This window comes from Nostoc sp. C117 (assembly GCF_043099735.1).
In the GTDB taxonomy this organism is placed as follows: Bacteria; Cyanobacteriota; Cyanobacteriia; order Cyanobacteriales; family Nostocaceae; genus Nostoc.
The window spans coordinates 6,284,292-6,304,834 of sequence record NZ_CP170991.1; the positions used below are offsets into that span (position 1 = coordinate 6,284,292).

The 20,543-nt window shown below is 40.6% G+C and carries 16 protein-coding genes and 1 pseudogene; 8 read left to right on the plus strand and 9 right to left on the minus strand.

Going from position 1 to position 20,543, the window contains the following annotated elements:
- Positions 1-80 precede the first annotated feature (80 nt).
- A complete protein-coding gene (locus ACFG4S_RS26955; protein ID WP_392531998.1) occupies positions 81-3,209 on the minus strand; it encodes an efflux RND transporter permease subunit in 3,129 nt (1,042 codons plus the stop codon).
- 67 nt (positions 3,210-3,276) lie between these two features.
- Positions 3,277-4,734, minus strand: coding sequence for an efflux RND transporter periplasmic adaptor subunit (locus ACFG4S_RS26960; protein WP_392531999.1), 1,458 nt, complete (start codon positions 4,732-4,734; stop codon positions 3,277-3,279).
- Positions 4,735-5,527: 793 nt separating this feature from the next.
- On the opposite strand from ACFG4S_RS26960, the gene ACFG4S_RS26965 reads away from it, so the two are divergent.
- Positions 5,528-6,409 (plus strand): Npun_R2479 family HD domain-containing metalloprotein, encoded by an 882-nt coding sequence (locus ACFG4S_RS26965; RefSeq protein WP_392532000.1) that lies wholly within the window; start codon positions 5,528-5,530, stop codon positions 6,407-6,409.
- Between the two features lie 496 nt (positions 6,410-6,905).
- Positions 6,906-8,021 carry an ABC transporter permease gene (locus tag ACFG4S_RS26970; RefSeq protein WP_392532001.1) on the plus strand — a complete coding sequence of 372 codons (1,116 nt, stop codon included), beginning with the start codon at positions 6,906-6,908 and terminating at the stop codon, positions 8,019-8,021.
- A 3-nt stretch (positions 8,022-8,024) separates the two neighbouring features.
- On the opposite strand, the gene ACFG4S_RS26975 is transcribed toward ACFG4S_RS26970, so the two are convergent.
- Positions 8,025-8,408 (minus strand): hypothetical protein, encoded by a 384-nt coding sequence (locus ACFG4S_RS26975; RefSeq protein ID WP_392532002.1) that lies wholly within the window; start codon positions 8,406-8,408, stop codon positions 8,025-8,027.
- Positions 8,409-8,778: 370 nt separating this feature from the next.
- On the opposite strand from ACFG4S_RS26975, the gene ACFG4S_RS26980 reads away from it, so the two are divergent.
- The 3 genes from ACFG4S_RS26980 (at position 8,779) to ACFG4S_RS26990 (ending at position 10,598) form a co-directional block, all read left to right on the plus strand.
- The gene (locus tag ACFG4S_RS26980) at positions 8,779-9,135 is read left to right on the plus strand and encodes a hypothetical protein (RefSeq protein WP_392532003.1); all 357 of its coding nucleotides are present in this window, start codon (positions 8,779-8,781) and stop codon (positions 9,133-9,135) included.
- A gap of 293 nt (positions 9,136-9,428) precedes the next feature.
- Entirely contained in the window at positions 9,429-9,968 is a 540-nt protein-coding gene (locus tag ACFG4S_RS26985) for a Dps family protein (RefSeq protein WP_392532004.1), read from the plus strand.
- A 447-nt stretch (positions 9,969-10,415) separates the two neighbouring features.
- Entirely contained in the window at positions 10,416-10,598 is a 183-nt protein-coding gene (locus ACFG4S_RS26990; RefSeq protein WP_392532005.1) for a CsbD family protein, read from the plus strand.
- Positions 10,599-10,772: 174 nt separating this feature from the next.
- Here the strand turns inward: ACFG4S_RS26990 and ACFG4S_RS26995 are convergent, their stop codons facing one another.
- Both ACFG4S_RS26995 and ACFG4S_RS27000 read right to left on the minus strand, forming a co-directional pair.
- Positions 10,773-11,324 carry an RNA 2'-phosphotransferase gene (locus ACFG4S_RS26995; RefSeq protein ID WP_392532006.1) on the minus strand — a complete coding sequence of 184 codons (552 nt, stop codon included), beginning with the start codon at positions 11,322-11,324 and terminating at the stop codon, positions 10,773-10,775.
- An 86-nt stretch (positions 11,325-11,410) separates the two neighbouring features.
- The gene (locus tag ACFG4S_RS27000; RefSeq protein WP_392532007.1) at positions 11,411-12,706 is read right to left on the minus strand and encodes an amino acid permease; all 1,296 of its coding nucleotides are present in this window, start codon (positions 12,704-12,706) and stop codon (positions 11,411-11,413) included.
- A 978-nt stretch (positions 12,707-13,684) separates the two neighbouring features.
- On the opposite strand from ACFG4S_RS27000, the gene ACFG4S_RS27005 reads away from it, so the two are divergent.
- Positions 13,685-17,260 (plus strand): NB-ARC domain-containing protein, encoded by a 3,576-nt coding sequence (locus ACFG4S_RS27005; RefSeq protein WP_392532008.1) that lies wholly within the window; start codon positions 13,685-13,687, stop codon positions 17,258-17,260.
- Between the two features lie 104 nt (positions 17,261-17,364).
- Here ACFG4S_RS27005 and ACFG4S_RS27010 read toward each other — a convergent pair whose 3' ends face one another.
- The 4 genes from ACFG4S_RS27010 to ACFG4S_RS27025 all read right to left on the minus strand — a co-directional run bounded on the left by ACFG4S_RS27010 (position 17,365) and on the right by ACFG4S_RS27025 (position 19,569).
- On the minus strand, positions 17,365-17,733 hold the full coding sequence (locus ACFG4S_RS27010; protein WP_392532009.1) for a hypothetical protein: 369 nt from the start codon (positions 17,731-17,733) through the stop codon (positions 17,365-17,367).
- 116 nt (positions 17,734-17,849) lie between these two features.
- Entirely contained in the window at positions 17,850-18,092 is a 243-nt protein-coding gene (locus ACFG4S_RS27015; RefSeq protein WP_392532010.1) for a hypothetical protein, read from the minus strand.
- Positions 18,093-18,186: 94 nt separating this feature from the next.
- Positions 18,187-18,318: a hypothetical protein gene (locus ACFG4S_RS27020; RefSeq protein ID WP_392532011.1), complete on the minus strand. Its 132-nt coding sequence runs from the start codon at positions 18,316-18,318 to the stop codon at positions 18,187-18,189.
- Between the two features lie 273 nt (positions 18,319-18,591).
- Positions 18,592-19,569, minus strand: coding sequence for a threo-3-hydroxy-L-aspartate ammonia-lyase (locus ACFG4S_RS27025; protein ID WP_392532012.1), 978 nt, complete (start codon positions 19,567-19,569; stop codon positions 18,592-18,594).
- A 14-nt stretch (positions 19,570-19,583) separates the two neighbouring features.
- Here ACFG4S_RS27025 and ACFG4S_RS27030 point away from each other — a divergent pair.
- Together ACFG4S_RS27030 and ACFG4S_RS27035 are read left to right on the plus strand one after the other, a co-directional pair.
- Positions 19,584-19,710 (plus strand): annotated as a pseudogene (locus ACFG4S_RS27030) (short-chain dehydrogenase); the annotation flags it as partial.
- 482 nt (positions 19,711-20,192) lie between these two features.
- A complete protein-coding gene (locus ACFG4S_RS27035; protein WP_392532013.1) occupies positions 20,193-20,393 on the plus strand; it encodes a heavy-metal-associated domain-containing protein in 201 nt (66 codons plus the stop codon).
- Positions 20,394-20,543 lie beyond the last annotated feature (150 nt).

Genomic DNA, 20,543 nt, shown 5'->3' on the forward strand with positions numbered 1-20,543 from the left:
TAGATGAGAAAAACTCTTTCCTAGTCCCTAGTCCCTCTTCTAAGATTGGGGATTGGGCAGAATTCCTAACTCCTAACTCTTTATGAATGCGATGATTTTTTGCCAAAGCCATAACGCAATGTATCCAGAATCCAAGTTTGGAAGTTGTCAATGTAGCTAAATATCACCGGCACTACCACCAGTGTCAACAGGGTGGAAGTTGTGAAACCGCCCATAATGGCTATTCCCATTGGTTGGCGAACTTCAGAACCCGCGCCAATTCCCAATGCTAAAGGGAGAATACCGGCGATGGTTGCTAGCGAAGTCATGATAATCGGACGCAGACGTGACACACCAGCTTCTACGAGTGCCTGACGTTGGGTTTTACCTTCTTGCATGTTGATGATTGTGTAGTCAACTAACAAAATCGAGTTTTTGGTGACAATCCCCAACAGCAACACAATACCAATCAAGGCATATATTCCCAAAGGTTTTTGGCCAATCATCAACGCAACCAAGGCGCCGCCTAAACAAAAGGGCAAAGCCGCCATAATCGATAATGGATGGAGGAAGTTGTTGTATAGCAACACCAAAATTGCATAGATACACATTAATGCGAGCCCTAATGCACCGCCAAAGCGACTGAAGATGTCCCGCATAATTTTGGCACTACCTGAAGGTTGCTGTGCTACTCCTGGTGGCAAGTTTTGCATTGCAGGTAGTTTGTTAACTGTTTCTACTGCTTCTCCTAAAGAAATACCTTGCAGGTTAGCTTCTAAAGCAACTTGACGGGCGCGATCGTAGCGATCGATGGTTGCGGGACCGCTACCAAAACGGATATCTGCTACTGCTGCGAGGGGAACCAAGGTACCATTTTGGCTGGGGACTTGCAGATTTGTGATTGTGTTGATGTCAGCCCTAGCTTCGGGGTCAATTTGCACGCGAATGGGGATTTGCCGATCGCTCAAATTAAATTTTGCCAAGTTGGCATCATTATCACCGATGGTACCAAGAGAAGCTGTCCGAGCGATCGCTTGCACTGTCACCCCCAAATCTGCGGCTCGTTGGGGGTTCGGAATTACCAAAATCTCTGGTTTCACTAAACTCGCAGTTGAAGACACTTCTACTAATCCGCGGATGCTTCGCATCTGCCTTTCTAAAGCATCAGCGGCTTGATTCAATGCTTGGGGATTTTCACTTCTGAGGACTATGGATAAAGCTTTGCGACTATCACCTGGTGACTGACTTTGAAAACTAATTCTCGCTCCCGCTATTTTCTCAAATGAAGGGCGTACTTGTTCCTCAAACTGTTTTTGGGAAATATTCCGTTTTTCTCTCGGTTTGAGATTAATGGCAAGACTGGCTGAATTGATTTCTTCTGTGGCTAGTACGCCTTCAACAACTGGGTTTTGGCGAATAATATCAGTGGCTTGTGTGACTACCTTGTTAACATCTACTAATGTGGAACCAGGTGGTAGTTCTATAGATACGTTGGAAATTCCGAAGTCACCATCATCAACGAAACCCTTAGGAATCAAAGGCACCAGCATCAGGCTAGCCATAAAGAAAGCTAAGGCGATCGCCATTGTTATCAATCTATGGCGTAATGCCCACTCTAAGAGCGATCTATAAGGTTGAAAGCGGCGATTATTCTGAGTTTTAACTGTCTTACTACCTGGAAGCCTAAATTTAAAATTAAACAGTTTTAGGTATCCCCGACTGCCAACTGCCGATTGCCGACTACCATGCTTGTCATTTAAAAGATACGCTCCCATCATCGGTGTAACCATCCGCGCCACAAAAGTTGAGAAAATTGTGGATACAGCAACGGTAACGCCAAAGGGTTGGAAAAATTGCCCCGGAATTCCACCCATAAAGGCAACTGGCAAAAACACAGCAACAATTGTCGCGGAACTGGCGACTACTGCTAATCCCACTTCGTCAGAAGAGTCAAAAGCTGCTTCCCAAGCTGACTTGCCCATAGCCATGTGGCGTTCCATGTTTTCAATTTCTACCACGGCATCATCTACCAAGTTGCCCACAGCTAAAGCTAATGCCAACAAAGTCATGTTGTTGAGGGTGTAACCAAGATATTGCTGTACTGCAAAGGTAGGAATCATTGACAAAGGCAAGGCTACAGCAGTAATTAATGTTGCTCGCCAGTCACGTAAAAACACTAAAATAACGATGACTGCTAGCAGGGAAGCCTGAATTAATTCATCAATAGTAGTTTGGTAGGATTGACGGACAATATCGGCTCTAGTAAAAATTAAATCTAGTTTGACATCTGAGGGGAGTGTTTTTTCTAGTTGGGCGATCGCTGCTTTTACTCCTTGTTCCACAGTCACCAAAACGCTGCCAGTGCTACGCAACACCTGAAAAGCTACCACCGGCTGATTATTTAAAACGGCGGCTTGGCGCACATCGCCATATTTATCTTCTACCGTTCCCAAGCTGGATAAGGGTACAGATCCACCTCCTGGTAAAAGAATTTCGTAGGTTTGGAAAATATCCACACTGTTGGCACTTCCAAGTGTGCGAATACTTTGTTCGCTACCACCGACTTCGGCACGTCCGCCAGGTAAGTTAATGTTTAAAGCGCGGATTTGGTCGTTTACCTGGGTGGCGGTGATGCCTAAAGATTGTAAGCGGTCTGGATTGAGATTAACGCGGATTTCTCGATCAACTCCGCCCACACGCTGAATTTGTGCCACACCTGAGACTGCTAATAAGGCGCGGCTAATGGTTTGATCTACGAGGTTGCTCAATTCTTCTACAGAACGTCGATCTGATTTAACGGCATAGGTAACGATCGGTCCCCCAGAAAAATCTAAGCGTTCGACAATTGGATCGTTAATGTCTTGGGGTAATTCTTGGCGAATTTGAGCGATCGCATTGCGGACATCATTGGTGGCGCGATCGGTGTCTGTACCCAAAACAAAATTGATTGTGGTCTTGGAACTGCCATCAGTGACGGTAGAAATCATATAATCGATATTGCCCAACCCCGCCACCGCATCTTCAATTTTTTTCGTCACTTGAGATTCGAGTTCCGTCGGTCCTGCACCTGGTTGGGTGACTTTTACCAAAACTGTTGGCACATCAATATTTGGGTTAATATCAATTCCCAAGGATATGAAAGAAAACCAACCCAATACAGTCAAAATTAAAAATAAAACTATCGTGGGAACAGGTTTTTTGATTGACCAAGCAGAGATATTAAAGGACATCAGAAAATTTTAGATTTTAGATTTTAGATTTAGTCAACAGTCACCATTCCCCAGTCACCATTCCCTTTTACTTTACAACTCGAACTTTGTCGCCATCTTTGAGATATGCTGCACCGTCAACTATGACGCGATCGCCTAATTGCAACCCACTCTTGATTTCCACTTTGTCACCATTGGCTGGATCTCCTAACTCTACTTTTTGGGTGTGGACTATATCCTCACCCGATAAGGTGAATGCAATTACACTTGAGTCTGGTTGAGACTGAACTGCTTTTTGCGGTACTACTATCTTCATGGCTGAGTTGGTGGTGATTGCAGCACGGGCAAACATCCCTGGTTTGAGTAAAGTTGTCGGTGGTAAATCAATTTTTACTATAGCCTCACGCCTTTGATCGTTAATCTGTGGTTGTATCTCCCTGACTCGTCCTTGCGATCGCACTCGCCGATCGACATCAGAAGTAATTTGCACCGATGCACCAATTTTTACCTGTGTTAGTTGAGTTTCCGGCACCTTCGCCTGAAGTTCTAGTTTGTCATCTTGAATAATCGAAAATAGTTTCTGTGTGCCACCAATCACAGTTCCAGCTTGGGTTTGCGGCGGTACCCCCGTGACATCGCCGATTCTAGCAAGTTTTTCGGCGATCGCTCCCGAAACCGGTGCCCGCACCACAGTTTGTCCCAACTGAGTTTGCAGTTGTTGTACCTTAGCCACACTACTCTTGACATCGGCTTTGGCTTTGTTGATGCTAGCTTTGGCGTTACCAATATTCGACTGAGCGCTTCTGACATTAGCTTGGGCGCTATGCACATTCTCTTGGGAAAGATTTACAACTTGTATAGCAGTTTTCACAGCATAGGACCGAGTGTCGAGTTCTTGCTTACTAATGGTTCCAGAGTCGGCTAGTTGTTGATATCGCTGATAATTCTTGGCTGCTTCCTCTAATTTAGCCTTGGCTTGAGCCAAATCTGCTTGTTTTTGCTGGACTATCGCCTGACTTGATGCCAAATCCGATTGTTTAGATGCTAGATCTGCTTGCCTAGATTGGACATCAGCTTGTTTTGATTCTACATCTGCTCTTGCTTGGCTAATTTGGTTTTGCAGTACAGAATCATCCAACACAGCTAAAACTTGACCTTGTTTGACAAAAGCTCCTTCTTTCACATCTTCCGGGATGCTTTTGATTTGTAAGCCGTTGGTTTGGGGTAGCACCGGAATTAAATCACGCGCTGCTACAGTACCAGTGGTTTTCAGGGTACGGACAACACGCCCGGTTTGTACTGTAGCGATGGTAACTGTCATCGCTGGGTTAACTTTTTTATCCGCTACTGCACTTGGTTGACGAGATGGCAGATGACTTAATATAGCCATACCAGCAAAGGCGATCGCTATTCCTAAACCAGCACCTAAGAATAATGGCTTCAACCATACTCTAGTTTGTTTTTGATCCGATTTGTTCAGAAAGCTACCATCTTCAGACGTTACAGGTTGTTCTACCTCCACTTCGGAAACACTTTCATCATTCACAGTGCCACCTCCACTTTCTGTCTATGCCTACAACTGTTGGTATTTTCTTAAGAAAACGTGAAATTTATTTACTTGTTATCAACTATCACCCATTTCTGAGTAAATATGTTTTTCAAGCAACAGTATATAATATGACGAAATTATATATTTTGCTAAGAGTAATTACTAAGAAAGTCACTAAAAATTTTGATGCAACCTATAATACAAAAATTATGTCATCTCATCTAAAGGATTTGGAATTTACAAAAGACTCAACTACTTGTTGTCAGGTGCGCGTCTCGCCCACCTTTGTCTTTGAGGGACTAAGATGCCCACACACAAGATTGAATAATTTATTTATTGTAAGTCCCTAGCTATTCTAGGTCACACACGAGATGTATTTAGATCACTGCCAATGATTAGTTAAAAATGAAAAACTATAAATCTGATGTCACTATATCTAGATTAGAGTTAGAAGTATTCATTAATGTATGCTTGTATACTAGCTACTTGCTCATACCACGCAATTTATCATCTCTTGGAAGCGTTTGTGTTGGTTCAGACTTACACCCTATCTTGTAATCGAGGATAGGTCAAGGTAGCGTCTACACCTATACCTGAGTTACAAAAGAGCAAACTGCATTGTCCTAAATTCCAATAAAGCTAGTCTTGATTAGGGTATAGGAAAGAGGAGGCAGGAGGTAGGAGTTCTAAAATGCTTGAATCTTGAATTGATTTGTCTCCCTCACTCCACATTCCCTTTTATCAATCAATAAAATCAATAACTAATTGGTAAATACCAGAGTAAGCAAATATGTTCAATGCCACTGAAATTTTAATTGATGCCTTTGTTAATCAAATTCGAGAAGGCTACCGTCGCACCTATGGGTGCTTCAAAAATGATTATCAGGACATCATCGCCTGGGCTGGTAACATGGCTTTAGAAAATATTGCTAATAGCGATGCCCTTTATCATAATGTTGAACACACTATCTTAGTTGCCCTAGTCGGACAAGAAATTTTGCGTGGCAGACACATCAGGGAAGGCGGTGTTTCCAGTGAAGATTGGCTGCATTGTATTATTTCCTTAGTGAGTCATGATATTGGGTACGTTAAAGGAGTTTGCCGACAAGACCGAGAAACAGCAGGATTGTATGCTACAGGAAAAAATGGCAAAATGATTTCTTTAGCTCCTGGCGCTTCTGATGCGAGTTTGACGCCGTATCATGTTGATAGAGCGAAGCTTTTTATTGATGAGCGTTTTGGCGGTCACAAGTTAATAGATGCTGAGGCAATTAAGAGCAATATTGAATTGACTCGATTTCCCGTACCTGCGGCAGAAGATCATCAAGATACAAAGTGCTTTGCAGGATTAGTACGTGCTGCTGATTTGATTGGTCAACTAAGCGACCCACGTTACCTGAAGAAAATTAATTCTTTATATTACGAATTTGAAGAAACTGGTGTAAATAAAGTATTGGGCTATCAAACCCCTGCCGATTTACGTAAGAATTACGCCAAGTTTTACTGGAATGGGGTATTTCCTTATATCCAAGAAGGACTGCATTATCTCTCACTGACACAACAAGGAAAACAAATTCTCGCTAATCTTTACTCGAATGTGTTTGTTGTAGAACACGAAAAACAACAGGAAGAACAGCAGCGGTATTTAGAGGAGTTAGCAGTTAGGAGTTAGCAAACTCCAAGAAATAAAAATAACCGCTTGAAGTTGTTGACTGTTGATTGTTGACTGTTGACTGTGAACAGTGGGATATTTTTTATGAAGAAGGGGAAGGTGGAGTCCCCTCTGGGGATAAGGGGCGGGGGGAAAGTTAAAAACCCTACTTCGTCCCGCTGCATGCTTTGCGCCGAAGTCAAGCGACCTGTTCATCCCTTTCCCCTTTCCCCTTTAACCTTTTATTTGTCAGTCCCTTAGGAGGTATTCGATTTTGGATTTTAGATTTTTCGTAATAATTCAGAATTCAAAAGAATTTGAGACTGAAGCATAATAATCAACAGGAAAATCAAGAATTTATAGGGCACTTGATTTTCCATCATTCTGAATTCTGACTACTCACTCCTGAATTATTACGATTTTTACTTCAATGTAAAATCCAAAATTTAATGATGAATTATGAATTAAGATAAAAGCTTAATAACTCATAACTCTTAACTGATAACTCCTAACTACTATGGATTGGTGGCGACGACTGAAGAAAAATCCTTTGGCACGATTTGGGGCTATTTTGCTGTTAATTTTCTACATAGCAGTAATTGCAGCTGATTTTATCGCTCCTTATGACCCCTACGCCTCACAGCCCAATGGTTCATTGCTACCACCAACTAAGATATATTGGGCTTCTCAATCAGGGCAGTTTATCGGACCTCATATTTATCCGACGACTCAGGGAGACACGAATTTAGACACAGGCGATCGCCAACTTATTGTAGACTTCAAAAAACCCTCACCGTTGCGTCTATTTGTCTCAGGCGCAGAATACCGATTGTTCCAGCTCAGTTTGCCACTACCCCCCACTTGGGACGAAGCTACAATCCTTCCCGGTATTCCCTTGAATTGGCATTTATTTGGTACAACAGACGAGGCAAAATTTAACCTCTTAGGCACCGATGACCAAGGCCGCGACCAACTTAGTCGCTTGCTGTATGGCGGCCGCATCAGCATGTTTATCGGGATTTTTGGCGTTGCTATATCTTTTCCCCTCGGTTTGCTGGTAGGTGGAATTTCCGGCTACTTTGGAGGTTGGATAGATAGCATCATTATGCGCTTGGCAGAAGTGCTAATGACTTTCCCTAGTATTTATCTTTTGGTCACCTTAGGGGCAGTTTTGCCACCTGGTTTAAGCAGTACCCAGCGATTTTTGTTGATTGTGGTGATTACTTCAGTTATTGGCTGGGCTGGTCTAGCACGAGTAATTCGCGGACAGGTACTATCAATTAAAGAGCGAGAATTTGTGCAAGCATCACGGGCAATGGGTGGTAACCCAATTTATATTATTGTCCGCCATGTTTTGCCACAAACAGCTACCTATGTAATTATCTCTGCTACTCTTGCAGTTCCTAGTTTTATTGGCGCAGAAGCAATACTGAGCCTCATTGGTTTGGGTATTCAACAACCCGATCCCTCTTGGGGTAATATGCTTTCTCTGGCTAGTAATGCTTCAATTTTGGTATTGCAACCTTGGTTAATTTGGCCGCCAACTGTGTTGATTATCCTCACAGTGTTGGCATTCAACTTACTCGGTGATGGGCTAAGAGATGCACTCGACCCTCGTAGTTTGCGGAGATAGTCCTTAAAAATAGCAAATGCGATCGCCGAAACTAGTAGTCTGCCAACCCAAAATTGCTAGGTTTTGACTGGGAAAAGGTGACTGGGGTTGGGGGAAGGAATTAAAACCTTTTCCCTTTACCCCGCTAAGACTATCTCCCAAAGGTAGCAAGTTCACATAGGCTAGCTTTATTTGTGAATCTAGACAGTTAGCAGCGTTAAGCAGAATAGAAGTTTTGCCCATTTGCCTGTGACCGTAGAGAACTATAGACTGGAGTTGATTACCCATCACCCAAAGTTCTTTTAACTGTCTGATGACATCTTCTAGCTCAACAAATAGATGACCTTGAACGGGGTCACCTACCACATAGGGATTAATCACAGGCTTGATGATGAAAATTTCTCCCACTTCACCAGCGATTTGTAAAAGGCTTTCTTTCCAAGTTTGGCTTAAGTCGATCTATCTACAGAGTGAATTTTTTTATAACTATAGATAGTGGCAAGTTCATTCTACAGATTGATACGTATCTGATGCTTTTCCAAGTACAAATAAATCAGGCAAACATTGAAAGTAAGAACTTGTCAAGAGTATTTGGTAATTAACCATTCTAGAGTTAATACACAAACACAAAGGCAATTTCTTCAAGTTAATTTTTGAAGTACTTCAAGATTGAAGCGTAGCTTGCTATTTTGCTTGGTCAAATTTGCCAAATAAAGGCATAGTCTTCGCTTATAGAGTAAATGTTTTGCGTTGTTAACGCTGTTATCGAGGATTTGAAATGAAAGTTATTGCTTCTGTTCTATCTATCTTGCGTCCAGTACGTTTTCTAGTTGTTGCTTTTACTTGTGCCTTACTATTGTTATCTAGTGCTTTTCCTGCTTTTGCGATCGATAGCTACCAAAGCAAGTCTACCGAAGGTGAAACACAACTGCTTGATATTCAGCGCGAAACTGATAAAGCCGCTACAAAACCACCAGCCGGATTGAAAGAGGTTCAAAAGAAATCTAACGAAGGACTCAATGAAGTTCAAGGAGCTGCTGACTTTGATAAGCAGAAGCGTCCTGACAATTCACAGAGTGCAACCACCGTGGAAGAAAATGTAAAGAATTTGTTGGATAAAGTTACAGGTAAGTAAAACAATCAAGACTTTACTTTAGTAATTTATCGGTAGTAATGGGTGATTGCATGAAAGCAGTAACCCATTACTAATTCCTAATTTTTAATGCCTTTGTATCACTGGTGAGTCAAGTATAGAATTAAGTCTAACTAATTAATAAATCATCCGCTTATTAAATACCTATTAAGGCATAGGTATAATTATCAATATTGTCATCAATCTCAACTGATAATGCGTCCTTTGGTTGATGTGTATTATGTCGTAAATTTGGGATTTTAATGAATAGTAAGTTTGTTTAGGAATGAAAAATAATGCGTGCGATAAACATTGGTTTGACACAAGAACAGCGTCAAGGTGTGATTAATCTGTTGAATCAAGATTTGGCAGATGCCTATTTACTGTTAGTAAAAACCAAAAAGTACCATTGGGATGTCGTTGGCCCTCAGTTCCGCTCTTTGCACCAACTTTGGGAAGAACACTACCAAAAGTTGACATTAAATATTGATGCTTTGGCAGAGCGGATTCGCGCTTTGGGTGGTTATCCGATTGGCACAATGGAGGGATTTCTCAAGATTGCTACCCTGAAAGAACATGCTGGTAATGTTCCTACAGCTACGGGAATGGTAGCTAATCTAGTGCAAGATCACGAGCAGGTTATTCGTAATCTCAGAGATCATGTGGATCAGTCTGGTGAAAAGTTCCACGATCAAGGAACTGCGGACTTTTTGACTGGATTGATGGAAGAACATGAGCAGATCGCTTGGATGCTGCGTTCATTTATTGAAGGACAAGCATTAGAGGGAGATGGGACAGAACCTACGGCACATGCTAAAACTCCTGTAGGTGTATAGCTAGCTAGTTGAGGGAGGATTAATTCCTTCCTCGCTAGTACCGTTTCACTTTAAGATTGATACAGATTCTTGCAGGGGGAGCAAGAATAGTGATTTAAGCGTTGCATAAATCCGGAATGAATTGACATTTTTGACCTAAGTCAAAGATTGATTCTTTGCGCGTTTGCGCGAAACAAAATTCATCCCATCAATCAGCAACGCCGCGATCTATTTGTATCCATTGCGGCATGATGAGCTAGCCAGAGATATCTGCGTTTCTGAATTTATTTATCGTATATTGACATCGTATATTCACATTTTTAAGCTATATTTTGCTCTGCCATTCCACATCTATCTGAGGTTACTATAATTTACTTAACTTTTCTCTCCCCTGATGGAAGTAAAAAACAATACATTCCCAGTATATTTAATAATAAGTCAACTAACTACAAGCAGGGAATAAAAACCATGAGTGCCGAAAAAAGAATAGAAGCTACTGCAAAAAATATTGAAGGAAAAATTCAAGAGGTTGTGGGTGAATTAACTGGAAACCCACAAGATAAAGCTGAAGGACAAGCAAAGCAAGCTGAAGCTCAAGTTGCTCATACCGTGGAAAACATCAAAGATGAAGTAAAGAAAGCTTTAAGCTAATTTAACTTGTCCAATCTAAATTGCAATTTTAGTCATACTTGATTACTGAGATTCTAATATCAATTGCTCCACTAACTTTTAGGATGTGGAGTTTTTATTTTATATTTGGGAAAATTTTATTAACAACTTGGTTCTAATTCTAATTATCCCGTTTGTAACTTTTTAAATATCCTCTCAGATTCCAATTTTTTGTAGATATTCAGGTGGTACACTATCCACTAACCAAACACCATTCTCGGAACAATAGAAAATATAACCTGCCTGATGCATTGCCGCAGCATCTACAATAAAAACGACTGGTTTTCCATGTCTTGCACCTACTGTTTGTGCTGTAGCAATATCCCTTGATAAATGGACGTGATGACGCGACATTTTGCAAAGTCCTGCTTGCAAAATTGACTCTACAGATTTGTGTCCCGTGCCGTGATAAAGCTGGTCTGGGGGAACAACAGATTCTAATTGTAAATCAACTTCTGTACTATGTCCTTGATTAGCGCGAATTAGAGTACCTGTGGAGTCAAAAGAAAAACGTTGTTTGTCGTTTGATTCAACTACCATCTGTAATTCCTGACGGCTAATTGGAAACTTGTTTTTAGCACAGGCGGTAAGTAGTTCATCAACAACGACCCAGCCACCAGGAGCAAGTTTAATTCCAATTACATCTGGTGTGTGTCGCAGATATTTACTGAGATATTTACTGATTTTGATCGATCGAGAATCACTCATTGAATTGGGTTATATTATTAATATTACATGTATCTGGTATTTATACTACATTGTAATTTGGATTGATGGTTTGAATTTGTGTAAATTTACAAAATTTCTTTGACCATCAGGGCTAATGCCACTGCAATCATAACAATGAGTGTCACTTTCCCACCAGGAACGAGTGGTTGATTGATGCTATTTGATTTTTTTTGCTCTTGACGTTGCTTCCAAGTCATTAACGCCGGAATAATCCCACCAAGAACTGAGATACTGAAAGTTCCAGTGTAATCTAGGGCAGTAAAAAAGATGCTGGGATTGAGTGTTCCCAGAGTCATAGGAGGGAAAAGAGCCAGCGAATAAAGGGGTAGGCGACCAGATAGTTCGCCTTGTGTAACGAGGAAAATATCTTTGAATAAATCCAGCAATCCGTACACAAATCCAATGAATGATGTGGCGATCGCAAACTCTGAGAAAATTGATACTAGCACTCCTAACCATTCTCCTGCACCACCGTCTCGCAGAATTTGCAGTGGGTCAAAAAAAGTTTTTCCGTTAGACATGCTGTGTAGCATATCGGGACTGACGCTTGCCAAAATTAGGGCATTCCACGCCAAGAACATAATTAAGGGAATTAACGAACCAATGAAGATGGACTGACGAATTTTGCGGACATCTCCTTCGAGTTGGGTCACAACCACCGGCACAACGTTTTGGTAAAACAGCGCCACACACATAACTGAAACTGCACTACCAACAGCACTCCAGTCCTGAATTAAGAATTGGGTACTCTTAATTTGTCCTCCTCCGAGCAACAATAGTCCCAAAAAGGAAACGATGACAATTCCGACAAAGGCGTTGTTTAATTTCTCAATAAACTTTTCTCGCCCAAGATACATAATACCGCCAAATATCAGGGTGAAAGTTGTTGTTCCTACCCAGGTAGGCAATAAGTTCTCTACACCCGAGAGTTTTGAAATGGCAGATATTAAAATTTCTCCGCCTTGGGTGATGTATGCCACCAACAAAGCATAATGCATGAATAAATATGCGCCGCTAGCAATCCGCGCTCCCAACTTACCAAGAGTCTTCTCAATAATTCCCAACAAACCTATACTCGGACGCCCTTCTAGACGGATGGCGTTCAAAGTCACCTCTGCAATCAACAAACCTGAAACTAAAGCGTATAGCCAAACAGCAATTAGCGCAGATGTAGATGGCAAAATCCCAGATGGTAGGGTGAATGCTGGTAGGGCAAGAATCCCAGCCCCTACGGTTGTTCCCGCAATCAGCGCTGTACTTCCCAATACACTACCTGGTTGATGATTGTGTTTATTTCCATCAAATTGAAGGTGAGAAAATAAGCGAGTAACTTGCTCTGAATTCTTGAGAACAGCCTTCATAAGGGTTATAGCAAATAAATGCGCCTAAATTAGGACACAATGCTAACATATGTAAATTTTTTTAGCAAAAACCCCTGATTTATGACTTAAGAACTGTACAAATTTATTATCTTGTGCATTAAGGAAAATACGTTGTTTCAGGCTTTGATAAATCATAACTTTGATAAATAGCGTAGCCGTAGCCCGCCGCAGGCATAGCCTAAAAAGTGTCGAAAAATCAAGATTAAATGGCTGAAATCTATACTACATATTTGGTTTTCCGTATCAATGCCTAAGTCCTAGATTTACTGTAATTAATAGGAAAGTTTTTGCATTATCAACACAAATTTAACAACATAAATGTCACTGATATTATAGACTTTATTAATTAAATAGATCGCGTTTTCGGGAACATTGTCCCTACAAAAGATGTAGTTTAAATAAATGAAAAATTGTATAATAACATCTTTGAAAAGTATTATTTTTAACATTAAAACCTCAACAACCTAACCCACCGAGAAAGTTTTCTCTACAAGGAGATTGCAGGGTGTTTTCATCCAAGCAGAGAAAAACTAAAACTGGGTTTCAAAGCCTCTAACCCTGTGGGAGAGACAAATGGAAGTGGGGTAAAAAGGCATACCACACTTTTACTAAATATCAGATGCCATAGGTTTCACCAGGGATAAAATTTACGTTTACAGATACTTAGTTTTGCCTTATTATCAAAAATAACTGCATCAACACCTGATTTAGCATTGAAACTGGCTAATTTTTCCCCAAAGCAATATTGTCTTTTAAAAGCCAGTTATTGAGAGGTATTGGCATTTTTGGGAGATGCCAATCGGGTTAAATAAAGAAGTTAGCTCGAATAAAGTATGATGTTTTTCATATTTGATTTAATTTGTCAATCTGGAATTATTGTTCCAGAAGTGTCTTCTTCTATTTTCCTTTGAGAATTTCCTCTATGGAGATGCATCTACTCGGTATTAGGTGACGTTGATGAAACAACCAAGCAAACGCAAGCGGGGTGTAATCCTGACCCTAAAAGGCTGGGAGAAATTTCGAGATGCCAAAGCTCAAGTCGAATTTGATGAAAATGCTGGAGATAGCTTTTCTTTAGAAGAACTGAGCGATCGCACCCGTTTGGCTCTACACACTATATCTAGAATTTTGGCACGCTTGGAACCTGTAGATAAAAGTTCCTTGCAGTTTGCCTTCGCTGCCTTTGGGCTAGAGTTATCTCAAAGCGATTATACCCGGCCTACCTCGACCTTAGAGGAATTAGAAACCCGACAACAAAACCCACAATATGATTGGCAAGAAGCACCGGATGTATCTGTATTTTTTGGTCGAGGTGAAGAATTATTCCAGCTACGAGAATGGATATTAGAAGAACGGTGTCGTTTAGTTGGACTGCTGGGAATTGGTGGTATTGGCAAAAGCACTTTAGCGGTGAAGTTGGGGCTGCAAATTCAAAGCGAATTTGAGGTAGTGGTGTGGCGCAGCCTACAAAATGCACCACCAGTAGAGGAGCAAATAACCAACATCCTGCAATCTCTGCTGTCGGGGTTGCAAAAGGAAATGGTAATACCCGAAAGCTTTGATAGCAAACTAGCAAAGCTGATGGAATGTTTGCAATCAAACCGATGTCTGCTGATTTTAGACAATGTTGAGACAATTCTCTCTGGCGATCAAGCAGGGCAATATCGTCCTGGTTACGAGGGATATAGTCAATTATTCAAGCGCGTTGGCGAAGTACCTCATATTAGTTGCGTTCTGTTCACTTCTAGAGAAAAGCCTAGAGAAATGATACCGCTAGAAGGAGACAGAACAGGAGTGCGATCGCTCCCATTAAAAGGATTAAATACTACCGAGGGACAAGAGTTATTTGAGCAAAAAGGACAATTCACGGGTACAGAACGAGAATGGCAAATACTCATCGAGCATTATGCAGGTAATCCCTTAGCGCTCAAGATGGTAGCAGCCGGAACCCAAGAGCTTTTCGACGGTAGAATTGCCCCGGTTTTAGAGTATGTGGAACATGGGATACTAATCTTTGAGGATATTGGCGACTTGTTAGAACGGCAGTTCTACCATTTGTCACCAGTAGAAGCGGAAGTAATGTATTGGCTGGCAATTAATCGAGAGCCAGTATCCCTTGCTGAGTTAGTTGCTGATATAGCGACATCTTCTTCCCAGCGTCTCATACCTTCAGCAGCTAAATCTCTATTGCAACGCTCATTAATTGAAAAAAGCGGGGAGCATTTCTTTCTACAACCAGTCGTGATGGAATATAGCACCCAGCGATTGGTTAAACAACTTTGTCAACAATTAGTAGAGGAAAAGTCTGACCGTTTAGGCTTATTCCAAACCCATGCTTTAATCAAGGCAACCAGCAAAGATTACATCCGGGAGACACAAAAGCAATTAATTGTGCAACCTTTGCTGGAGCAATTGTTGCTAGAGATTGGCAGTCAACAACAACTGATAATTTTGTTGCAGAATGTATTGGAGCAGCAAAGACATCTAACTGCAATATTAACTGGTTATGCAGGGGGCAATGTCCTCAACTTGTTAGCGCATTTGCAGATAAATTTACGAAAGTATGACTTCTCAAATTTGAGCATTAGGCAAGCGGACTTGCAGCGTGTAAATTTAGCTGGAGTTAATTTCCAAAATACTGCTTTTGATCGGTCTGTATTTGCTACAAGCTTGAAGAGTATTTTTTCACTTGCCTTGAGTCCAGATGGAAAACTGTTGGCTACGGGTGATATTGATGGGCAAATTCATTTGTGGCAAATGGCAGATGGAAAAAACTTGTTGACATTTAAGGCACATGATAGTTGGGTTTGGACTATCGCTTTTAGTCCAGATGGGCAAACCCTGGCCAGTGGTGGTCATCATGGATTCGTCAAATTATGGGATACACAAACAGGAGATTGTCTAAAAACTTTAGAGAAACATACAGGTATTGTTTGGTCTGTCAGCTTCAGTCCCGATGGCCAAACTCTAGCAAGTGGTAGTCAAGATACTTCAATTCGGTTGTGGAATGTCGCTTTAGGTAAGTGTCTTAAAGTATTGCATGGTCATACTGGTTGGGTGTGTTCAATCAGGTTTAATCCAGATGGTTCTATCCTAGCCAGTGGTAGTAATGATTCCGACATTCGCTTGTGGAATGTCAGTACAGGTATCTGTATAAAAACTTTGCAAGGTCATGTTGCTAAGGTATGCTCGGTTTGCTTCAGTCCAGATGGTAAAACTCTTGCTAGTGGAAGTAGTGACCACTCTCTTCAGTTATGGAATGTGAATAAAGGTACTTGCATCCAAACATTTCACGGTCATAAAAATGAAGTATGGTCAGTTTGCTTTAGTTCAGATGGTCAAACCATAGCCACGGGTAGTTTTGACTCTAGTGTGAGGTTGTGGAATGTGCAGCAAGGTACGTGCGCTAAAATTTTACAGGGACATAGCAGTGAAGTGTTCTCAATCACTTTTAGTTTAGATGGTCAAACCTTAGTTAGTACTGCTCACGATTCCACCGTGCGTTTGTGGGATGTAAGTAAAGGTGTGTGTGTGAGAACTTTACAGGGTCATACTAACGGAGCGCATTTGGTCAGCTTTAACCCTGATGATAGTATGTTGGCGACAGGTAGTTTAGATGGTTTAGTTCGGCTATGGGATGTTGCGTCTGAGTACTCTACTAAAATTTTACAAGGTCATACAGAGCGGGTATGGTCAATTAGCTTTAGTCCTGATGGTTCTTTACTAGGGAGTGGCAGTGAGGACGACAGCATTAAGTTGTGGGATGTTATTTCTGGTGATTGTATTACAACCATTAACGGTCATAGCGGTGGAGTAACATCAGTTACTTTTAGTCCTGATGGTCAAACCTTGGCTAGTGCTAGTAGAGATGCAAGTGTGAAGTTGTGGGATATTCATGAGCATAGATGTGTAAAAACCTTAGAAGGTCACACTGCTGACATCTGGTCAGTTAGCTTTAGTCCAGATGGCAATACTTTAGCTACAGCTAGTCAGGATTGCTTGGTTAAGTTGTGGGATATGCGTGAAGGTAAATCTATAACAACTTTGCTAGGTCATACTGATGGAGTCTGGTCATTAAGTTTTAGTCCTGATGGTAAAATGCTTGCTAGTAGCAGTGTTGATAACTCAATTAGATTGTGGGATACCAGTAATTTTACTTGCGTAAAAGTGTTGCAAGCACATACTTCTACTGTATGGTCAGTTAGTTTTAGCCCTGATGGTTCCACCTTGGCATCCACCAGTTCTGACCAAACAATTTGCCTGTGGGATACCAATAACTTTATGTGTGTTAAAGTCTTGCATAGTCATAGTAGTGGAGAATCTTCTGTTAGCTTTAATTCTGTTGGTAATATCTTGGTTCATACTAGTCAAGATGAGGGAATTAAGCTGTGGGATGTGGAAACTCTTGAGTGCATTAAAACCCTGAAGGTAGATCGCCTTTATGAAGGGATGAACATCAGGGGGGTGACTGGGTTAACAGCAGCGCAGCGATCGGCACTTTTGGCTTTGGGGGCGGTGGATGGTGTAAGGTAGGTTTTATTGTGGGCGATCGCTTATTTAGAAAACTACTATATAAGTGCGCTCATGCTGTGCCATCTGCGTAAGTCGTATCTAATTCCCACTAACTAAATTTTCTTTTAACTGAAATGCTTTTTTATATTATCCATAGCTTCATTAAATTTTTCGTTATGAATCCAACCTACATAGCCTCCAAATATCATTTTGTTGTTGGAATCTGCTAAAAATATGTGCTTTACTTGTGCCGGGTTTATGTAAATTTTCACTAATGTTCTATCTTTCAATGTGAACAAGGGCGTTGCTCGTTTAAAGTCTCTACTATGAGCCATAGTCATACCAGGTACATTGACTAATATTTCAATAACTTGTTGTGATGTTTGAGAAATACTAGAAGCAATTTCAGCCTCCGTATTCCATTTCATTAAATAATCAAGCGCTTTTTCAGATACTCGAAAGCCTTGTTCAAATGCTCCAAATGAATTTAACATTTTCGTCTCCTTCTTTTAATAGGGTTACTGTAACTGTTCACTGCTTCTTAGATGCTTATATAAGCTATAAGGGGTTAGAAATAAGTTACAGAAATAATTTGACATTTCGCTCGAATCTATTTTTTAAAAGAATCTTTAATAGCACGAAAACCAAGCGGAACTAAAAACAACGTACTCAACGCAAAAACTTTTGCCATGCCGTCGCTAGCACCATGATTTTTAGCAAAATTGTAGCGATTTTCATACTTGTTGGTTGTTGCACTTGCCCTTAATGAGGGGCTTTCTAGAGGAATGGCAAGGCTGGTAATAAACGCAAATGTTCCTACAATAATGAAAGTTTTGGGTTGAACAAAACGCATAGTTTATCTCCTAATTAGTATTTACTTGGTTACTTGCTTCAACTGTCTAACAGACAATGGATAAGAGGGCTATCGCCTTTATTCATAAGTCGCGTTAGCTGTTCTTTGCTTCTTTATAACCCTCTTTTGCCATCTTAAAGATTGTCTGAATAGACTCCTTGTCATCCATGATTTCATCAACTTTAGAAAGACCAAAAACATGTAAAGCAGTAATGATAGGAGTCATCTGCAATCTTCAGGTAGTTGTTTCATGATTACAGTTTGCCTACTTTCCGCTAGTGACACCAGGCAACTTTAGCAAGTTATTTTCAACTTATTTTCAACTTAAGCGTTTCAAAAACAAACGAGAGCGATCGCTGATTTAGTACAGTTGCTCAAAGAGCGATCGCCTACATTAACCCCATAACCATAAAATATGATTTCGGTAATTATTTATACTATATATTGATGAAATTAAACACTGTAGGCATCGCAGTTTGTCAATTGGGAATTTAACTTTTCAATCCAATCCCATAGAAAACAATTTACCAACTTGCGCCAAATCTACATTTCCACCGCTGATGATGACACCAATTCTCGCCTCTGGTGCTGTCACCACACCTTCGAGTAAAGCAGCAGAAGCTAATACCCCAGTAGGTTCAACGACAATTTTCAGACGTTCCCATAAGAAAAACATGGTGCGAAGAATCGCTTCTTCTGATACCGTCACCATATCATCGACGTAATGCAGCACTAAGGGGAAAGTAATTTTACCAAGGCTGGGAGTCCGCGCACCATCGGCGATGGTATTAGGATTTTTGACTGTTTGCAGAGTTTTGGTATGAAAAGAGCGGGTAGCATCATCGCCAAGGGCTGGCTCTACACCGATTACTTTACAATTGGGTAAAAGTGACTTGGCTGCGATCGCACACCCTGAAAGTAATCCGCCACCGCCACAACAAACTAATAGTAAGTCTAACTCACCAACTTCTTGGATCAGTTCTAAAGCACTTGTCCCCTGTCCGGCGATTACATAGGGATGATCGTAAGGTGGAATCAGAGTGAGATTGCGATCGCGTGCTAATTTTTGGGCTAATTCTTCCCGATTTGTTTCTTGGCGATTGTACAAAATTATCTCTGCACCATAACTACGAGTAGCAGTCTTTTTGACAACGGGTGCATCATCAGGCATAACAATGGTGGTAGGAATATTTAGTAATTGTCCAGCTAAAGCGATCGCTTGGGCATGGTTTCCCGATGAATAGGTGATAACGCCTGTTTGTTTTTCTGCTACCAATAGTTGGGCTAAGGCGTTGTATGCGCCTCTAAATTTAAATGCTCCTGTGCGTTGAAAATTTTCGCATTTAAAAAACACTTGACTATTAGTGCGATCGTTAACAGTTCTAGAAGTCAGCACGGGTGTCCGGTGAGCAACCCCCAAAAGTCGCGCTTGTGCTGCTTGGACATCAGTTATAGTCACGAAATTATGCTGTGGCATGATGATGAGTTAATCTAATAGCAGTTGATTTCCCTACTAAAGCTTACGTCTTATCATTTGCAGAAGCGATCGCTAATGAATTACAGAGTACGCCTGTTGAGTATGACTGTTGTTTATCCAAGGTTAACAGCATCAGAATTTAAATAACCTGCTACATTCAATAGATATATGTCAAAAGATAGTTGCTTTTTGCATATATCTATGAATTAAGAATTAGACAGAACTCGCTAGAGCATAAAAATAGTTCAAAATTACAGATAATAATGTTTGTCACTTACGTATAAACGTTTGTATGTTCAGGCATAGCTGCAATCAAAACTATTTCGCACAGGAACATCTATAGGAGAATCTGCAATCTCTATTCTAATCTTCATAACGACTAAAAAAGTGGCTTTTAATAACTTGGTAGTACTAAGTGTATTCTCCTAAATAAGTTTATATCTTTTGGCATTTTATTTTGTTTCCCTATCTAAAAACTCTCTTAATAGCTATGAATTATAGTGATTATTTATTAGTATCTTGAGAATGACAAATTACCTCACCTCAGTAAGATGTACTCTCACTATCTCAATGGTTATTATATTTATTAAATCTAAATTCTAGTTGAATTAATGAGGTAAAAAATGGCAATTAAATTGAAAGTTCCAAGTATTAAAGGTAATGATTGCGCCAAGAAAATAACTACATCTATTCAGACTATGGAATCTGATGCCCAAGTAGATGTCAACGTTGATACTAAAACCGTAACTGTAGACACTGCTGCTTCTGAAGAGTCCATTAAACAGATAATTCAATCTGCTGGTTTTACAATAGAAGGCTATTAGTCAATACTGATTGAGTCGCCACATTCATTATCCGTAAATATTTATTTGCGGATCGTGTTTCTTTATTTTGGCAAAAGTGGGAAACTTTCCATTCGATTCGAACTTACGCAAGTGGCATATTATTTTTAGTTTTTAGTGAGGACTTGAGTC

Bases quoted from the DNA above. Each gene is read 5' to 3' on its own strand.
- ACFG4S_RS26980 (WP_392532003.1), top strand. From the start codon at position 8,779: ATGAAAGTTATTGCTTCTGTTCTATCTATCTTGCGTCCAGTACGTTTT.
- ACFG4S_RS27015 (WP_392532010.1), bottom strand. From the start codon at position 18,092: ATGCGTTTTGTTCAACCCAAAACTTTCATTATTGTAGGAACATTTGCG.
- ACFG4S_RS27005 (WP_392532008.1), top strand. From the start codon at position 13,685: ATGAAACAACCAAGCAAACGCAAGCGGGGTGTAATCCTGACCCTAAAA.
- ACFG4S_RS27035 (WP_392532013.1), top strand. From the start codon at position 20,193: ATGGCAATTAAATTGAAAGTTCCAAGTATTAAAGGTAATGATTGCGCC.
- ACFG4S_RS26955 (WP_392531998.1), bottom strand. From the start codon at position 3,209: ATGTCCTTTAATATCTCTGCTTGGTCAATCAAAAAACCTGTTCCCACG.
- ACFG4S_RS26995 (WP_392532006.1), bottom strand. From the start codon at position 11,324: ATGAGTGATTCTCGATCGATCAAAATCAGTAAATATCTCAGTAAATAT.
- ACFG4S_RS27020 (WP_392532011.1), bottom strand. From the start codon at position 18,318: ATGACTCCTATCATTACTGCTTTACATGTTTTTGGTCTTTCTAAAGTT.
- ACFG4S_RS26985 (WP_392532004.1), top strand. From the start codon at position 9,429: ATGCGTGCGATAAACATTGGTTTGACACAAGAACAGCGTCAAGGTGTG.
- ACFG4S_RS26965 (WP_392532000.1), top strand. From the start codon at position 5,528: ATGTTCAATGCCACTGAAATTTTAATTGATGCCTTTGTTAATCAAATT.
- ACFG4S_RS27000 (WP_392532007.1), bottom strand. From the start codon at position 12,706: ATGAAGGCTGTTCTCAAGAATTCAGAGCAAGTTACTCGCTTATTTTCT.
- ACFG4S_RS26970 (WP_392532001.1), top strand. From the start codon at position 6,906: ATGGATTGGTGGCGACGACTGAAGAAAAATCCTTTGGCACGATTTGGG.
- ACFG4S_RS27010 (WP_392532009.1), bottom strand. From the start codon at position 17,733: ATGTTAAATTCATTTGGAGCATTTGAACAAGGCTTTCGAGTATCTGAA.
- ACFG4S_RS27025 (WP_392532012.1), bottom strand. From the start codon at position 19,569: ATGCCACAGCATAATTTCGTGACTATAACTGATGTCCAAGCAGCACAA.
- ACFG4S_RS26990 (WP_392532005.1), top strand. From the start codon at position 10,416: ATGAGTGCCGAAAAAAGAATAGAAGCTACTGCAAAAAATATTGAAGGA.